The sequence below is a fragment of the Nocardia sp. NPDC059195 genome, from assembly GCF_042754695.1.
Classification (GTDB): Bacteria; Actinomycetota; Actinomycetes; order Mycobacteriales; family Mycobacteriaceae; genus Nocardia.
The window spans coordinates 32,328-47,116 of record NZ_JBHZBG010000007.1 but is presented as its reverse complement, the minus strand read 5'-3'; the positions used below and the strand labels follow the sequence as shown (position 1 = coordinate 47,116).

16 protein-coding genes are annotated in these 14,789 nt (G+C 67.0%); 13 read left to right on the top strand and 3 right to left on the bottom strand.

Features of this window, described 5'->3' with window-relative positions:
- Nucleotide 1 precedes the first annotated feature (1 nt).
- Both ACFXKN_RS11880 and ACFXKN_RS11875 read right to left on the bottom strand, forming a co-directional pair.
- Complete coding sequence (locus ACFXKN_RS11880; protein WP_378954010.1) at nucleotides 2-589, bottom strand: GNAT family N-acetyltransferase; 588 nt, start codon at nucleotides 587-589, stop codon at nucleotides 2-4.
- Nucleotides 586-1,395, bottom strand: a complete 810-nt coding sequence (locus tag ACFXKN_RS11875; RefSeq protein ID WP_378954015.1) for a GntR family transcriptional regulator — start codon at nucleotides 1,393-1,395, stop codon at nucleotides 586-588. The genes ACFXKN_RS11880 and ACFXKN_RS11875 overlap by 4 nt, the downstream gene beginning before the upstream one ends.
- 173 nt (nucleotides 1,396-1,568) lie before the next feature.
- On the opposite strand from ACFXKN_RS11875, the gene ACFXKN_RS11870 reads away from it, so the two are divergent.
- Nucleotides 1,569-2,069, top strand: coding sequence for a DUF4254 domain-containing protein (locus ACFXKN_RS11870; RefSeq protein ID WP_378954019.1), 501 nt, complete (start codon nucleotides 1,569-1,571; stop codon nucleotides 2,067-2,069).
- 42 nt (nucleotides 2,070-2,111) lie between these two features.
- Here ACFXKN_RS11870 and ACFXKN_RS11865 read toward each other — a convergent pair whose 3' ends face one another.
- Nucleotides 2,112-5,723, bottom strand: coding sequence for an AAA family ATPase (locus tag ACFXKN_RS11865; protein WP_379432947.1), 3,612 nt, complete (start codon nucleotides 5,721-5,723; stop codon nucleotides 2,112-2,114).
- Between the two features lie 367 nt (nucleotides 5,724-6,090).
- On the opposite strand from ACFXKN_RS11865, the gene infA reads away from it, so the two are divergent.
- From infA to ACFXKN_RS11805, 12 genes are all read left to right on the top strand, one after another.
- Nucleotides 6,091-6,312 carry a translation initiation factor IF-1 gene (infA, locus tag ACFXKN_RS11860; RefSeq protein WP_003418601.1) on the top strand — a complete coding sequence of 74 codons (222 nt, stop codon included), beginning with the start codon at nucleotides 6,091-6,093 and terminating at the stop codon, nucleotides 6,310-6,312.
- A 145-nt stretch (nucleotides 6,313-6,457) separates the two neighbouring features.
- The gene (gene rpmJ / locus ACFXKN_RS11855; RefSeq protein ID WP_056818299.1) at nucleotides 6,458-6,571 is read left to right on the top strand and encodes a 50S ribosomal protein L36; all 114 of its coding nucleotides are present in this window, start codon (nucleotides 6,458-6,460) and stop codon (nucleotides 6,569-6,571) included.
- A gap of 180 nt (nucleotides 6,572-6,751) precedes the next feature.
- Nucleotides 6,752-7,123, top strand: a complete 372-nt coding sequence (rpsM, locus tag ACFXKN_RS11850) for a 30S ribosomal protein S13 (RefSeq protein ID WP_378954032.1) — start codon at nucleotides 6,752-6,754, stop codon at nucleotides 7,121-7,123.
- Nucleotides 7,124-7,132: 9 nt separating this feature from the next.
- On the top strand, nucleotides 7,133-7,546 hold the full coding sequence (rpsK, locus tag ACFXKN_RS11845) for a 30S ribosomal protein S11 (protein ID WP_019045110.1): 414 nt from the start codon (nucleotides 7,133-7,135) through the stop codon (nucleotides 7,544-7,546).
- Between the two features lie 24 nt (nucleotides 7,547-7,570).
- The gene (gene rpsD / locus ACFXKN_RS11840) at nucleotides 7,571-8,176 is read left to right on the top strand and encodes a 30S ribosomal protein S4 (protein WP_067448178.1); all 606 of its coding nucleotides are present in this window, start codon (nucleotides 7,571-7,573) and stop codon (nucleotides 8,174-8,176) included.
- Between the two features lie 91 nt (nucleotides 8,177-8,267).
- Nucleotides 8,268-9,326 carry a DNA-directed RNA polymerase subunit alpha gene (locus ACFXKN_RS11835; RefSeq protein ID WP_056818293.1) on the top strand — a complete coding sequence of 353 codons (1,059 nt, stop codon included), beginning with the start codon at nucleotides 8,268-8,270 and terminating at the stop codon, nucleotides 9,324-9,326.
- A gap of 21 nt (nucleotides 9,327-9,347) precedes the next feature.
- A complete protein-coding gene (gene rplQ / locus ACFXKN_RS11830; protein ID WP_378954046.1) occupies nucleotides 9,348-9,863 on the top strand; it encodes a 50S ribosomal protein L17 in 516 nt (171 codons plus the stop codon).
- Nucleotides 9,864-9,965: 102 nt separating this feature from the next.
- Nucleotides 9,966-10,778: a tRNA pseudouridine(38-40) synthase TruA gene (truA, locus tag ACFXKN_RS11825; RefSeq protein ID WP_378954278.1), complete on the top strand. Its 813-nt coding sequence runs from the start codon at nucleotides 9,966-9,968 to the stop codon at nucleotides 10,776-10,778.
- Between the two features lie 222 nt (nucleotides 10,779-11,000).
- The gene (locus ACFXKN_RS11820; protein WP_378954050.1) at nucleotides 11,001-11,156 is read left to right on the top strand and encodes a hypothetical protein; all 156 of its coding nucleotides are present in this window, start codon (nucleotides 11,001-11,003) and stop codon (nucleotides 11,154-11,156) included.
- A 10-nt stretch (nucleotides 11,157-11,166) separates the two neighbouring features.
- Entirely contained in the window at nucleotides 11,167-12,144 is a 978-nt protein-coding gene (locus ACFXKN_RS11815) for a helix-turn-helix domain-containing protein (RefSeq protein WP_378954053.1), read from the top strand.
- A 245-nt stretch (nucleotides 12,145-12,389) separates the two neighbouring features.
- Nucleotides 12,390-13,337: a helix-turn-helix domain-containing protein gene (locus tag ACFXKN_RS11810; protein ID WP_378954057.1), complete on the top strand. Its 948-nt coding sequence runs from the start codon at nucleotides 12,390-12,392 to the stop codon at nucleotides 13,335-13,337.
- 320 nt (nucleotides 13,338-13,657) lie between these two features.
- The gene (locus tag ACFXKN_RS11805; RefSeq protein ID WP_378954061.1) at nucleotides 13,658-14,608 is read left to right on the top strand and encodes a nitrilase-related carbon-nitrogen hydrolase; all 951 of its coding nucleotides are present in this window, start codon (nucleotides 13,658-13,660) and stop codon (nucleotides 14,606-14,608) included.
- The last annotated feature ends 181 nt before the right edge of the window (nucleotides 14,609-14,789 follow it).

The following is a 14,789-nucleotide window of genomic DNA, read 5'->3' as shown; positions in this document are numbered from 1 at the left end:
GTCAGTCCCGGATCGAAGCCGCCGAGAATCTCCGCTGTGCGGTGAATCTCGGCGGCAGCCGGGGTGGCCAGGTGCACGTTTGTCGTTCGAACAGGGCCGTCGACGGACCGGAGGCCACCGGACCCGCGATCCGCGCCAGGGCGAAACCCGCACGGCGGTAATAGTTGTGGAGTCCGGCGTTGGTCGTCCACGCATCCAAGCGGACCCACGGCCGGTGTTCACAGTCGGCGAGCTGCGCCGCATGGGCCAACATGTGATCGCCCACTCGTCGCCCCGCGAACCGCAGATCGACGATCATGAAATGCACGATCACCGACTCGGCCAGCTCCCATGCCGACCACAGACCCGGATCCGAACGATGGTTGACCGTGATCGTCCCCGCGGACTCACCGTCAACCTCCGCGATCCACGTCTCGCCCCGGTCCAGCGCCCGCCCCACCGCCCCGGCGAAGATCTCGATCGGCCTGCCGCGTCCGGCCACCGTCCACTGATCCGACCCGCGTGCCGTCAGCCACGACGTGCGCTGGACGCGCAGGCGGCAGATCAGCGGCAGATCGCCCAGGGTGGCCGGGCGCAGGCGCACCGTCATGGCACCGCGACGGCCAACCCGGGTGCGATGCCGAGGGTGCGGGCGATCACGTCGGTGCCCGTGGTGTCGCCGAGCTGGTAGGCCAGCTGATTGCGGCCAGCCAGAGACCGGTGGCGGGTGGCGCGGGTGACGCGTTCGTGGTTGGCGCCGATGCGCAGGTGGTCGAGCAGGACGGTGCCGGTGGCGACGCCGAGTACCGCCGCTTCTTCGGCGGTGGCGGCACGGGCCAGCACGGTATCGCGGTGGGCGGTCTCGCCGTAGCCGCGGTCGGCCAGACGCCGGGTGGTGCCCTCGGGGATATCGCGGGGGGAGTCGATGCCGGCGGCTTCGGCGAGGTCGCGGGGGTAGAAGCTCACCTCCCACGACCACGGTTCGTGGTCGAGGTACTGCACGACCGTGCGGGCAAGCACCCAGGAGTCGGCGGTGACACCGAGCCAGCGCGCGACCTCGGCGCTCGCGGGTTCCATCCTGGTGCTGAATTGCTTGGACGGTTCGCGGTTGGCCGCGCGCGCGATTTCGGAGAAGATGTCGTGCGCCGACTTGGGCCGATCGCGACGGATGTGGTCGGTGACCACCGATTCCAGTACTTCCTGGTTTCGCACGATGGTGCCGCGGGAAGTCGCTGTGTAGACAAGATTTTCAGCGACGAGCACCTGAATCGCGTTGCGCGAGGTGGTGATCGAGACCTGCATCTGGGTGGCGAGCTCGGAGTGACTCGGCAGTCGATCGCCCGGTTTCCAAGTGCCCGCACGGATCTCCTCACGGAGAAGGTTCGCGATCCGGAGATAGGTCGGACCGTCCGCCATCATGCTCCTCGGTAGGTCGTGCAGGTAACGAAGTGTACTCGTATCGGTTACCTACGGCCGAGTAATGCTTGACAGAGAGCTTGCGAGGTTTATTGTAATGAACGTCCTGATCCGGTGCTCTGCGGCGATGACGGCGAGGCAACGTGGCTGGTTCGGAGAGTTCAACAGTTGTAATGGCTTTCCCCGACACCATGCGGTGTGTCGATACCGCCGGGCCCCCGGCTGCTACCGGTCTGTTACCCCTCTCCGACATTCTCGTCCGGGCGTGTCGCGGACATCGGGTGGTCGGTGGGCCGCTGTTGTGGTTCGCGCGCGATCTGGCGGTGCTGCACGAGAAACGCATTGTCGGGCGCGGCGGACGGGTCGACACCGATCCGGTGGTCCTGCGCGAAATAGACTGTCGCCGTAGTGAACTGGTGCTGGCGATCGATGACTGGGTGCTGCGAGCAATACCGCAGCACCGCCTCGGCGCGACACTGCACACGGAGACCGTCGGCTCGGTCATCGACCGCATGGCCGAGGCTTCCGTGCGAGCGCACCATGCGCTGATGACCCTGGCCGCACACGACGAGATGCTGCACTGCGCGTGGCACCATCTGGCCGAACTGGCCGACGCCTACGACGATCTGGTGCGCGACGTGCTGGCCGGGCGGCGCAGGTTGCCGGAGTGGTGAGCTAGCTCCGCCGTGGCGGTCGCACCGCCGCAGCGCGCGAGCTCAGCCGATGCGGCGATGGTCGACGCCGAACTCGTCGGCCACCGTGGCCGCCAGTTCCACGTAGGCGCGCTTGGTTGATTTGTGGAGGCGGTGTAGGTCGATTTCGGCGCCCTCGGAGAGGTGTTCGTCGAAGGGGATGATGTGGACGGCGCGGCAGCGGGAGAGGAAGTACTCGCGCAGCTGCTGGATGCCGACGTTGGGTGAGCCCTCGCGGGGCAGGTTGATCACGACCACCGCGTTGCGGACCAGGTGGTCGTGGCCGTGCAGCGACAGCCAGTCCAGGGTCGCGGCGGCGCTGCGGGCACCGTCGATGGCGGCGGAGGAGATCAGCACCAGGGAGTGGGCCAGGTCGAGGACGCCGCTCATCGCCGAGTGCATCAGACCGGTGCCGCAGTCGGTGAGGATGATGTTGTAGAAGCGCTGCAGGATCCGGGCTACGGCCCGGTACTCCTCGTCGTTGAACGCTTCCGATGCGGCGGGATCACGTTCGCTGGCAAGGACTTCCAGGCGGCTCGAGCCCTGAGAGGTGTGCCTGCGAACATCGGAGTACCGCTGGATAGACGGGTCGAGCAGCAGGTCGCGCACTGTCGAGCGGGTTTGGATGGCTACTCGCTGCGACAGGGTGCCGAAGTCGGGATTGGCGTCGACGGCGATGACTCGGTCACCGCGGATCGAGGCGAAGATCGAGCCGATACCGGTCGTTGTGGTCGTCTTGCCGACGCCACCCTTGAGCGAGAGGACCGCGATCCGGTAGTCGCCGCGCACGGGTTGGCGGATACGGGCAACGAGTTCCTGCAGGCGCAGTTCCTCGGCGGACATGCCGGGATTGATCGCGCCACCGGACGCGTGATGCACCGCCTTGCGCCAACCACTGCCCGGGGCCTTCTTGGCCCGCTTGACCGGGACGTTGTCGAGCGAGGGCTGGTAGCCCTGTGGCTGTGCGCCCCAACCAGGTTGGCCGTGGGGCTGCTGGCCCTGGCCGGGCTGCTGGTACTGCTGCGGGGCCGCATTGGGCTGCTGGTACTGCGCGGGCGTGCCGTCGGGCTGGTACTGCTGGCCGGGTCCGTTGGGCTGGAACTGCTGCGCGGGCGTGCCGTCTGGCTGGTACTGCTGGCCGGGGCCGTTGGGCTGGTTGTATTGCTGCGCAGGAGAGCCATCCGGCTGGAACTGCTGGGCCGGGCCGTTCGGGGGGAACTGTTGCTGCGTCCCCTGATTCGGCTGTTGGTACTGCGGAGCCGGGGAGCCGTCGGGCCGATACTGCGGCGCGGGAGTGCCGTCGGGGTGCTGGTGCTGCGCCGGAGCGGCATCGGGCCGATACTGCGGTGCCGCGCCGTCGGGTCGCTGGGCGACGCCATCGGGACCGTAGGTGGGCAGACCGTCGGGCTGCTGGTGCTGGGCCGGGGTGCCGTCCGGGCGGGGATACGGCGACGCGGTATCGGCCGCCTGCACGAATTCACCCGAGCGATAACCGGTTTGCGCGGCGCGTGCCTGTTCCGCCGCGTTCGCGCCACCCTGCCCGCTCGCATCGACGCCAGGCGGACGGGTCTGTAGTCGAGGATCATCGGATCGGAAGACCTCGGTCCGCCCATCTGGCGCATGCGTCGGTACGACCGGCGTGGGATCACCGGGAACCGAATTGTATTGCGTCGCAGGATAAGCCGGAGGCGGCACGTTCTCGCCCGACGCATACGGTGACCGCTGCTCGGTAGCCGGTGGCCGCTGCGGAGCCACGGATTCACCGGAGCTGTACGGCGATCCGTGCTGCGGCGCGGATTCGCTTGCGGCGTGCGGGGATCGGGCATCCGAACGCCCGGCTTCCGAGGATGTTTCGGGAGCCGAGTAGTCCGGCGGCGTCTGCGCCGCGTGGCGCTGCGCTGCGGAATCGCTTGCAGCCTGCGGGGATCGGGAGCCTGCCTGCGCGGCTTCCGCTAGCGGATCGGGAGTCGCGGAGGTCGTCGACGGTCCGTGGGGCCGAGGCTCGGACGCGACACGGTCTGCCGTTGTCGGCGACTGCGTGTGATCGGCGAACGAGTCCCAGGCTGCCTGCGGTTCGGCCGCGGTCGGCTGCGCGGCGCTTTCGGCGGCGACGGTGTTCGCTGGTGCGTCCTCGCCGGGCATCGCCCATCCGCCGGACGCATGAGGCGCACCGGTCGTCTGCGATGCCAGCGACTCCGCGGCGGGCGATGGTGTTGTCGCCGTGGCTGATTCGGGCGCATCGTTGCCAGCCTGGCGAGACGGCGTGGCCTGCTCGGCCTCCTGGAACGACGGCGCCGGTCGTGTTTCCCGCTCGGCCGCTCGCGCGGAGGTCGACTGCGAGTCGGTGGTGGGTTGTCGGGCTTCCTCGCGTGGCGGCACCGGTTGGGGTGCCGCGTGGCCTGCCTGCTCGACTTCCCGGTCCGCGGCGACCGGCAGCTGCTCGGCGGTGGTCGGCTGTGGCGGGACGGTCAGGCGTGGTGGGGCCTGGGTCGGCCGCGCAGGCGGGTCCGGCAGGGGAGGGGGCGGCGGGAGGTCGGGGCGCTGCTGGTTCGGGCCGAGCGGGGTGAAGCCGGTCGACGGCGCTGCGGGCGTACGCGTCGGGAGTGCGTTCGCGGCGTGATCGGCCGCCTCGGTGTTCGGCGCGGGTGTGGCCGGGCCCGCGTGCGGATGCCCGCTGGTCGGCGAAGACGGGAGCGAAGGAGGCGCGCCGGTGGAGGACAGCGCGGGATCGGCTGGTGGCTGCGCCGTCGGCCAAGGAGCCGAGCTGGTCGACGACGCCTGGCCGCCGGCCCACGGGGCCGGGTCCGCAGCCGAAGGCCCCGGGATGGGCGACGAACCGTGGGCGTCCGGCCGCGGCGCAGGATCGGTCGATGCCGGCGGTGCGCTGGTCGGCGGCGTCAGCGGGTTCGGCGCAGCCTGCCAGCCGGTGTTCGGCTGCTCGGGCACAGCCTGCTGGTGTGGCTGCTGATACTGCGACCCATCGCGGCCCGCCTGCGGCTCGCGGCTTGCCTGCTGGTGTGGGGGCTGCTCGCGGGTTGGCTGCGGGGATGGCGCCTGCCCCTGCGCGGGCTGCTGGTACGACCCCTGCCCCTGCGCGGGCTGCTGGTACGACCCCTGAGCGGGCTGCTGGTACGACTCCTGCGCCTGGGTGGGCTGGTAAGAGCCCTGCGCCTGTGCGGCCTGCTGCTCGCGGCTCGGCGACTGCGGATAGTCGCGGCCTGCCTGGTGCGGCGGCTGGTCGTAGGTGGGCTGCTGACGCGGCTGTTCTTCGCCGCGCGGCTGCTGATGGGACGGGCCGGGAATCAGTGGGTTCGCGGGCTGCTGGGCGGTGGACCAGCCGGAACCGGACTGATGAGTCGGCTCGGCAGGGCGTCGCTGGTCGTGGGGTTCGGCCGGCCGGGCGGACTGCTGGGCGGGGGCCTCTTCCTCGGACTCACGGTCCTTACGGCGGCGCCTGCCCTTGTCCTTACGCGGAGCATCGTCACCACGGCCCATGAAGCGGCGGCGTTTGGGTGCCTCATCGATCTCGTCGTCCTGGGGCAGGTTCTCGACCGGAGCCTCGTAACCGACCTGTGTGACGTCGCTCTCCGACAGCCACGGCGGCAGCATGGGGAGGCTGTCGTTGTTGCGGCTCACCGGCACGCCTCGCTCACCAGGGTCCCCCGATTCTGATCGACCCACTTCTCCGACGCCGTGGAGTTTACGCGACAACCCCGACACCGTGGTGGGCGCCTCATCTCTGTGGCCGAACCTCTGATCGCCCACCGTCAACCCCCAGATCTCTGGGGGGACAAGCCAGCCCGATAGCGCGGTGTAAGGCCCGATCGGGGTGTACCGTGCGGGGCACTTTTGCCTCTGGCCGCCCGGCCCGGTAAGCTTGAGCGGCGGTGCACCTATGCGCCGCCTGTTCGCATGCATGTCGACCGTTCGTCGTCGACGCCTCGTGTGTGAACAGCACGAGTAATCCAAACTCAGGTTGAGCGTAACCGGGATCGCGGAGGATATGGCGAAGAAAGACGGGGCCATCGAGGTCGAGGGTCGAGTTGTCGAGCCGCTGCCCAATGCGATGTTCCGGATCGAGCTCGAGAACGGTCACAAGGTTCTCGCGCACATCAGCGGAAAGATGCGGCAGCACTACATTCGTATCCTTCCGGAAGACCGCGTGGTCGTCGAGCTGTCGCCGTACGACCTCTCACGCGGCCGGATTGTCTACCGCTACAAGTGATGCCTGACGGCGTCGCGAGCCCTACCGGCGCGCGGCGTCGCACAGTGTCCCGGCACCGGGACGCACCCCAGACTTCCCCAGTCCTCTGGCTGGGGAAAAACTGTGTTCACACCACCTGTGTGGACCAACAAAAGATTGGACTGACGTGAAGGTTAATCCGAGCGTCAAGAAGATCTGCGAGAAGTGCAAGGTGATCCGCCGTCATGGTCGGGTCATGGTGATTTGCGACAACCTGCGCCACAAGCAGCGCCAGGGCTGATCCAGCCTCACCACCGGGCACCGATCGTTTGATCGGACTGACCGAAAGAAGCACTCCCAGCTCCAGCACGCACGTACTTGTGCGCGCCATCCACCGGCACGGAGGCCGGTGCCCCCACTTTGGTGAAGACGGGGGGACGGACGGGGAGCAGACCTCCGCAACCATTAAGGAACCTGCCACATGGCACGTCTGATGGGCGTTGATCTCCCGCGCGAAAAGCGCATGGAGATCGCGCTGACCTACATTTTCGGAATCGGGCGCACCCGCGCCACTCAGATCCTGGCCGAGACGGGCGTCAGCCCGGACCTGCGCTCCAAGGATCTCAGCGACGACGACCTGTCGAAGCTCCGCGATTACATCGAGGGCACCGACTACAAGGTCGAAGGTGACCTGCGCCGCGAGGTTCAGGCCGATATTCGCCGCAAGATCGAGATCGGCTGCTACCAGGGCATCCGCCACCGTCGTGGCCTGCCCGTTCGTGGTCAGCGCACCAAGACCAACGCGCGTACGCGCAAGGGTCCGAAGAAGACCGTCGCCGGCAAGAAGAAGTAGGGATAGCGTATGCCTCCGAAGAGCCGGGCCGCTGGCCCGAAGAAGACTCAGAAGTCGCGTCGCCGGGATAAGAAGAACATCCCGCACGGCCACGCGCACATCAAGAGCACGTTCAACAACACGATCGTCTCGATCACCGACCCCGAGGGCAATGTCATCTCGTGGGCGTCGTCGGGTCACGTCGGTTTCAAGGGTTCGCGTAAGAGCACCCCGTTCGCCGCGCAGCTCGCTGCCGAGAACGCTGCCCGCAAGGCGCAGGAGAACGGCGTCAAGAAGGTCGACGTGTTCGTGAAGGGTCCGGGTTCGGGCCGCGAGACCGCGATCCGTTCGCTGCAGGCCGCTGGCCTGGAGGTCGGCTCGATCTCCGATGTCACTCCCCAGCCGCACAACGGCTGCCGTCCGCCCAAGCGGCGTCGCGTCTAACAGCGGGAAAGGAAAAAGCTTAAAATGGCACGTTATACAGGCCCCATCACCCGCAAGTCGCGTCGTCTGCGCGTCGACCTCGTCGGAGGCGACCAGGCGTTCGAGCGTCGTCCTTACCCGCCCGGCCAGCACGGCCGCGCGCGGATCAAGGAATCCGAGTACCTCATGCAGCTGCAGGAGAAGCAGAAGGCTCGCTTCTCGTACGGCGTCATGGAGAAGCAGTTCCGTCGTTACTACGAAGAGGCCAACCGCCTCAAGGGTAAGACCGGCGACAACCTGCTCCGTCTGCTCGAGGCTCGTCTGGACAACGTCGTGTACCGCGCCGGTCTGGCCCGTACCCGTCGTCAGGCCCGTCAGCTGGTCAGCCACGGTCACTTCATCGTCAACGGTGTCAAGGTGAACGTCCCCAGCTACCAGGTCTCCCAGTACGACATCATCGATGTCAAGGAGAAGTCGCTCCCGACGCTGCCGTTCCAGGTGGCTCGCGAGACCGTCGGCGACCGTCCGGTTCCCGGTTGGCTGCAGGTCGTCCCCGGCCGCCTGCGCATCCTGGTGCACCAGCTGCCCGAGCGCGCGCAGATCGATGTGCCGCTGCAGGAACAGCTCATCGTCGAGTACTACTCGAAGTAATCGCTTAACGGTGGGGGCCGTCACGCGGCGGCCCCCGCAATCACTGACGAGGCATCAAATAGCGGATGCCCTGAACAGGAAGTAGATCCTCATGCTGATTTCCCAGCGTCCGACACTGACCGAAGAGGTTGTGGCGGAGAACCGCTCGAAGTTCACCATCGAACCCCTCGAGCCGGGCTTCGGTTACACCCTCGGCAACTCGCTGCGTCGTACCCTGCTGTCCTCCATCCCGGGGGCCGCGGTCACGAGCATCCGCATCGACGGCGTCCTGCACGAGTTCACCACCGTCCCCGGCGTGAAGGAAGATGTCACCGACATCATCCTGAACCTCAAGGGTCTGGTCGTGTCCTCCGAAGAGGACGAGCCGGTCACCATGTACGTGCGCAAGCAGGGCCCGGGCACCGTCACCGCTGGTGACATCGTCCCGCCTGCCGGCGTCATCGTGCACAACCCGGACATGCACATCGCCACCCTCAACGACAAGGGCAAGCTCGAGATCGAGCTCGTCGTCGAGCGGGGTCGCGGTTACGTGCCCGCCGTGCAGAACAAGGCGACCGGCGCGGAAATCGGCCGGATCCCGGTGGATTCGATCTACTCCCCGGTGCTCAAGGTGACCTACAAGGTCGAGGCCACCCGTGTCGAGCAGCGCACCGACTTCGACCGTCTCATCCTCGACGTGGAGACCAAGAACTCCATCACGGCCCGGGACGCGCTCGCTTCGGCGGGTAAGACCCTGGTCGAGCTCTTCGGCCTGGCCCGTGAGCTCAACGTCGAAGCCGAGGGCATCGAGATCGGCCCCAGCCCGGCCGAGGCAGATCACATCGCCTCGTTCGGCCTGCCGATCGAGGACCTGGACCTCACCGTCCGGTCCTACAACTGCCTCAAGCGCGAGGGTGTGCACACGGTGGGCGAGCTTGTCGCCCGTACCGAGTCGGACCTGCTCGACATCCGCAACTTCGGCCAGAAGTCCATCGACGAGGTGAAGGTCAAGCTGCACACGCTGGGCCTCTCGCTCAAGGACAGCCCGGCGTCGTTCGACCCGTCCTCCGTGGTGGGTTACGACGCGAGCACCGGAACGTGGAGCGACAGCGGCACGTTCAGTGATACCGACGGCGGCGAGCAGGACTACGCCGAAACCGAACAGCTTTAATACGCCCAGGAGAAACCCACAATGCCCAAGCCCAAGAAGGGCCGCCGGTTCGGCGGCTCGGCGTCGCACCAGAAGGCGATCTTCGCCAACCTGGCCACGGCGCTTTTCGAGCACGGTCGGATCACGACCACCGAGGCCAAGGCCAAGGCGGTTCGTCCCTATGCCGAGAAGATCATCACCAAGGCGAAGGGCGGCACTCTCGCCGACCGTCGTGAGGTCATGAAGGACATCCGCAGCAAGGACATCGTCCACGTGCTGTTCGCGGAGATCGGTCCCTCGTTCGAGGGTCGCGAGGGTGGCTACACGCGTATCACCAAGGCGCTGCCGCGCAAGGGTGACAACGCGCCGATGGCCATCATCGAGCTCGTCCGCGAGAAGACCGTGACCAACGAGGCCGATCGGGCTCGTCGTGTCGCCGCTTCGCAGAAGACCGAAGAGGCTCCGGCCGCTGAGGTCGTCGAGGAGACCGTCGCCGACGAGACCGTGGCTGATGCCCCGGCCGCCGACGAGGCCACCGAGGACAAGAAGGACGCCTGATTCTCAGGAGTTCTGCCGAGCCCGTCACCCTTCGTGGGTGGCGGGCTCGGTTCTTTCTGTGCGCGAATTCAGGAGAATGCCATGGATGAGACGTCGACTCGGGTGCGGCTCGGGATCAGTTACGACGGCACCGATTTCACCGGCTGGGCACGTCAGCCGGGGTTGCGCACGGTGCAAGGTGTGCTCGAGGAGTCGCTGTCGAAGGTGTTGCGTGAGCCACTTGCGCTGACGGTCGCCGGACGTACCGACGCGGGCGTGCACGCCGAAGGTCAGGTCGCGCACTTCGACACGGTGGCCGAATTCGACGCCGACAAGTTGATGTACCGCATGGCCAAGTTCCTGCCCAAGGACGTGCGGATCACCGAAATCCGCACCGCCCCTCCCGAATTCGACGCGCGCTTCTCCGCGATGCGCCGCCACTACGCCTACCGGCTCACCGCTGCCCCCTACGGCGCGCAGCCGTTGCAGGCGCGCGGGGTGGTGCCGTGCAAGCCCGGCGTAGACCTCGAGGCCATGCGCGCCGCATCCCGAAACCTGTTGGGCCTGCACAACTTCGCCGCTTTCTGCCGCCGCCGCGAGGGCGCGACCACCATCCGTGAACTCCAGCGCTTCGACTGGGAACGCGACGGCGACCTGCTCACCGCCTACGTCAGCGCCGACGCCTTCTGCTGGTCGATGGTTCGCAGCCTCGTCGGCGCGGTCCTCGCGGTCGGCGAAGGCCGCCGAACGCCTGAATGGACGAAGGCCCTGCTCGCCGAGACCGAACGATCCAGCTCGGTCACCGTCGCCCCCGCCCACGGGCTGAGCCTGATCGCCGTCGACTACCCCGCCGACGCCGACCTCGCCGCCCGCAACATCCAAACCCGCGAAACCAGAACTGTGCCGGCACCCGAAGGCGGCTGCTGCGGCGATTGATTGCCGTATCCGTTCTCGCAGTGACATCGCATCGGCCGAGTGGCGATTCGATTGTTATTCACTACAATTCCGGCCGATAGAAAGAAGGCGGCTTCTTTGCAACTGTGTTGGTCTTCGGTGGTGGCGCTCACCTTATCGGTGTGGTGAATGGTGGCGATGCTAGGTTTCTCTCAGACGATGGATACCTCCTCGGCCGCGTCATTCGATGAATGGGAAACGGTAATGGCGAGTGTCGAAGTGCTGTACGTCGGTATCTGTCTGTCGGGCAGCGGGCGGATCACGCAGGGCAGCCGAATGGCCGAATTGCGGCCGGGCGAAATCGTATTCGTCGACGGTAGGCGCCTCCGGGCGAGCCTGCGCCCTGTCGCGGTGGAATAGCGATCGGGCGATGACGGCGTTCGAGGGTTTTCCCGAGATCTGCTCGACTGCGCAGATCGCCGAGCCGGACGCGTTCGGGTACTGGGAACAGCTGGTTGCCGGCGCGCTCACCGAGGTGTCGATCGCGCCAACCGTGCCGCGCGCGTTCGAGGGGCGGATCAGGTCGGCCGATTTCGGTGATGTCGCGGTGGGCACAGTGCTCGCCGAGGGGCACGAATTGCGCCGGACGCGACGGCACATCGCCAGGGCCGACGATTTCCATGTCATCGGTAGCGTCGTCCTCGCCGGGCGCGCCCAGGTGGAGCACGCGGGACACCGCGTCGAGCTGACGCCGGGCGCGATGATCTTCTACGACACTGCGCAGCCGATCCGGTGGCGCTCGGACGGCCTGATCGAGGATCTCACCGTCCGGGTGCCCCGGCAGCAGGTCGTCGACTATCTGGGGGTTCGTGCCGACGTACTGCCTGCCGGGATGGTTCTCGGGGAGGGTGGCGTCGGGCTCATGCTGGCCAGATTCTTCCAGCGGGTCGCACAGTTGCACAGCACGGACCCGGCGGCGGCGGCAGTGCTCGCGGGCAGCGGCATCGATCTCCTCGGTGCGGCGGCCACCATCGCGGCGGGCGGGCGACCCGGCCGGGCGCAGACCGCGGCGGTGAACGAACAGCACGTGCTGGACTTCTTGCGGGCCAACTTCACCGACCCAGGTTTGACGATCGAGCGGATCGCGGACGCCTGTGGGGTGTCGCGGCGCACGCTCTATCGGGTGGTCGCGGAGTTCGAGGGCGGACTCGGGGCTGTGCTGCGCGGCTTGCGGCTCGAACGGGCTCGGGTGTTACTCGCGGCCGCCGATTTCCGGTCGGTGGCGGCAGTGGCAACCGCGTCGGGATTCGCCACCGAGCGACAGTTCTATCGAGCGTTCCAGGCGGAGACGGGCATGACGCCGGGCGAATACCGAATAGTTGCCCGTTCCGGCACTCACATCGGCTGACACTGGCGCCACGCCCGGTATAGTGACATGCCTCACATGGAGTATTTACCTTGAAAGACTCGCACTGGATACCCGCTGGAATTGCCAGTGATAGACGCCTTTAGGGTGACGTCCAACCATCCCGTTCGGAAACTTTCGATGGAAACGAGTCGGTCGATCTGGCAGGCTCTGTTCAGGGCGAGCTCGCCGATTGTGCGACGCCAACTGTTTGCTGTTCGGTTCGGATAGGGAGCGAGGTGGTTGGCATGGCGGTTGCGGAGACCCGCGCCGGGGGAAGCGAATCGTTTGCCGAATGGGAGTCGCTGCTCTCGGAGAGCTATGTCCCGCTGATGGTCGACCCGAGAGGTGAGGGCGGCTTCCACGGCCGGATCGAACGCACCAGCCAGCCTGGCTTCGATCTGTCGACGGTCAGCGCGGGCGCCCAGCGCATCCGCCGCACCCCTCGCGGAATCGCGAAGACCGAGGGCGAATTCCTCCTGGTCTCCATCCTGACCGAAGGTTCCGGCCTGCTGCACCAGGACGATCGGGTGGCGTTGGTGCGGCCCGGCGACATGGTCTTCTATGACACCTCTCGCCCGTATCACTGGGATCTCGGCGGACCGTGGTCGCAGGTCGTGGTGCAGACACCGCTCGAGGTCCTGCGCCAGCAACTGGGCTCCGGCAATTCCCCGTTGCCGACCGCGGTGACGGTTACCGCCGACAGCGCGGGCGGGGTGGTCGCCGGCTTCTTCCGCGATCTGGCCCGCGTCCAGCAGAGCGCCCCTGGCCACGCGACCGTGCTGGCCGACAGCGGTGTCAAACTGCTCGCCTCCGCGGTCCGGCTGGCCTCGGGGGACATTCCGTCGGGTGAGCCCGCGCAGGCGTTGTCCCGCGAGCAGGTGCTCGCTTTCATGCGAACCAGATGCGCCGATCCGAGCCTGACGATCGACGACATCGCCCGAGCCTGTCTGGTGTCGCGACGAACGCTGTACCGGCTGTTCGGTGACGTGGAGGACGGGCTCAGCGCCGTGCTGCGGCGTATGCGGGTGGAATGCGCGCGCACGCTGCTCGCCCGCTATCCCAGCCGGGCGACAGCGACCGTCGCGCTCGCGTCAGGCTTTGCGTCCGAACGCCACTTCTTCCGTGCCTTCCGGCTGGAGACCGGGATGACGCCCGGCGAATTCCGCATGATCGCGACGAGTGCGCTTATCTGATCGCGCCTTTTCCTCACAAGACCGTCTGGCCATCGCCACGCCCTTTCCGTCGACGGGTTCGACGGGCCGCGAGGGGTATTCGACTGTCCGCTGGTGTCGAGCACCCTTGAATAATGGTCGGCGCTTCGGCAAGCTCTTAGCAAGACTCATGTCGAGGTTTGCATCGAACCCAATGGCGTGCGCCGAAACCGATTTCCGGCCGTAAACGGCGGATTGGCACAGACGGTCAGTTGCCTGGCACAGGATGACAGTTTGTGTGGCGCCATTCTGCGAGAGAGTGAATTGAACAATCTTCACTGGTTGAGCGACAAGGGGGCACGATGAGTCGGGTACGCGTGGCAGCGGTGCAAGCCGAGCCGAAGTGGTTGAATCTGTCCGCAGGAGTCGAACAGACAATCGAATATATCGAGTCGGCCGAACGGGGCGGCGCGCAACTGATCGCTTTTCCGGAGACCTTCCTGCCCGGATTTCCGTGGTGGATGTGGCTCAATTCGGTCGACTGGGGTGAGGAATTCCTGGCCAGATACCTGGCCAACGCGCTGACCGCCGACGGCCCGGAACTGCGTGCCATCGCCTACGCGGCCCGCCGTAAGGGCCTGCACGTCTCGATCGGCTTCGCCGAGCGGGCCGGCCGTGAGGTCTTCATGTCTCAGGCCTTGATCGATGCCGACGGCACCATCGCCGTCGCTCGCAAGGCTGAACCGACCGGGCTCGAGCGCACTGTCTTCAGCGTTTCCCCAGGCGGGGGACCGCTGGTCCGCGACACCGTGCACGGCCGGATCGGTGTGCTCGGCGGCGCCGATCATCTCCGCGCGGACCTGCGCGGACAGATGCACGATCAGCGCGAGCAGATCCACGTGTCGGCGTGGTCGGGCTTCACCGTGTACTACGGCGAGGGCAAGGAGTGGGGGCCCGATCTCAATACCGCCGCCAGTGTCCGCTACGCGATGGACGGGTCAACCCATGTCATCGCGCCCGTCGCGGTCGTGCCGGTGGCGGGCTGGGAGGTTGTCGACGCGCGCACGCCCGAGCGGCGCCTGCTCCGTGGCGGTGGCGGGGTCTCGCGGATCTTCGGACCCGGAGGGCTCGAACTCGCCACGCCACTCGCGGAAGGCGAGGAGGGGCTGCTCTACGCCGATCTCGATCTCGGTCGCGCCCTTCGCAAGGCCACCGCGGCTGCGCCGCGCGGCGAGCGCTTGCAGCCTATGCGGGTGTCGAGCGGTCGGGTCGTGCGGCGCGAGCCGGTGCGCGCCGGACTGGCCGGGGCATAAGGCGATGGCCGCGGCGTACCGCATTGTCGATGGTTGTTTCGCAGCGGCATATTCGCCGTGATCGCTGCGAATCGCAGGTTACTGAAGGGGCTTTCGCAGAAGTATCTTCGCTGGTGGCGTGCATCAAATGTTCCCATTGAGAGGGTGTGCCGAAGGGGCTATTGTTGGCCGATGTCGTAGA

What these genes read in the sequence shown, in the direction of transcription:
- ACFXKN_RS11880 (WP_378954010.1), bottom strand. Translation starts at nt 589, where the DNA reads ATGACGGTGCGCCTGCGCCCGGCCACCCTGGGCGATCTGCCGCTGATC.
- ACFXKN_RS11875 (WP_378954015.1), bottom strand. Translation starts at nt 1,395, where the DNA reads ATGGCGGACGGTCCGACCTATCTCCGGATCGCGAACCTTCTCCGTGAG.
- ACFXKN_RS11870 (WP_378954019.1), top strand. Translation starts at nt 1,569, where the DNA reads ATGGCTTTCCCCGACACCATGCGGTGTGTCGATACCGCCGGGCCCCCG.
- infA (WP_003418601.1), top strand. Translation starts at nt 6,091, where the DNA reads ATGGCGAAGAAAGACGGGGCCATCGAGGTCGAGGGTCGAGTTGTCGAG.
- rpsM (WP_378954032.1), top strand. Translation starts at nt 6,752, where the DNA reads ATGGCACGTCTGATGGGCGTTGATCTCCCGCGCGAAAAGCGCATGGAG.
- rpsK (WP_019045110.1), top strand. Translation starts at nt 7,133, where the DNA reads ATGCCTCCGAAGAGCCGGGCCGCTGGCCCGAAGAAGACTCAGAAGTCG.
- rpsD (WP_067448178.1), top strand. Translation starts at nt 7,571, where the DNA reads ATGGCACGTTATACAGGCCCCATCACCCGCAAGTCGCGTCGTCTGCGC.
- ACFXKN_RS11835 (WP_056818293.1), top strand. Translation starts at nt 8,268, where the DNA reads ATGCTGATTTCCCAGCGTCCGACACTGACCGAAGAGGTTGTGGCGGAG.
- rplQ (WP_378954046.1), top strand. Translation starts at nt 9,348, where the DNA reads ATGCCCAAGCCCAAGAAGGGCCGCCGGTTCGGCGGCTCGGCGTCGCAC.
- ACFXKN_RS11820 (WP_378954050.1), top strand. Translation starts at nt 11,001, where the DNA reads ATGGCGAGTGTCGAAGTGCTGTACGTCGGTATCTGTCTGTCGGGCAGC.
- ACFXKN_RS11815 (WP_378954053.1), top strand. Translation starts at nt 11,167, where the DNA reads ATGACGGCGTTCGAGGGTTTTCCCGAGATCTGCTCGACTGCGCAGATC.
- ACFXKN_RS11810 (WP_378954057.1), top strand. Translation starts at nt 12,390, where the DNA reads ATGGCGGTTGCGGAGACCCGCGCCGGGGGAAGCGAATCGTTTGCCGAA.
- ACFXKN_RS11805 (WP_378954061.1), top strand. Translation starts at nt 13,658, where the DNA reads ATGAGTCGGGTACGCGTGGCAGCGGTGCAAGCCGAGCCGAAGTGGTTG.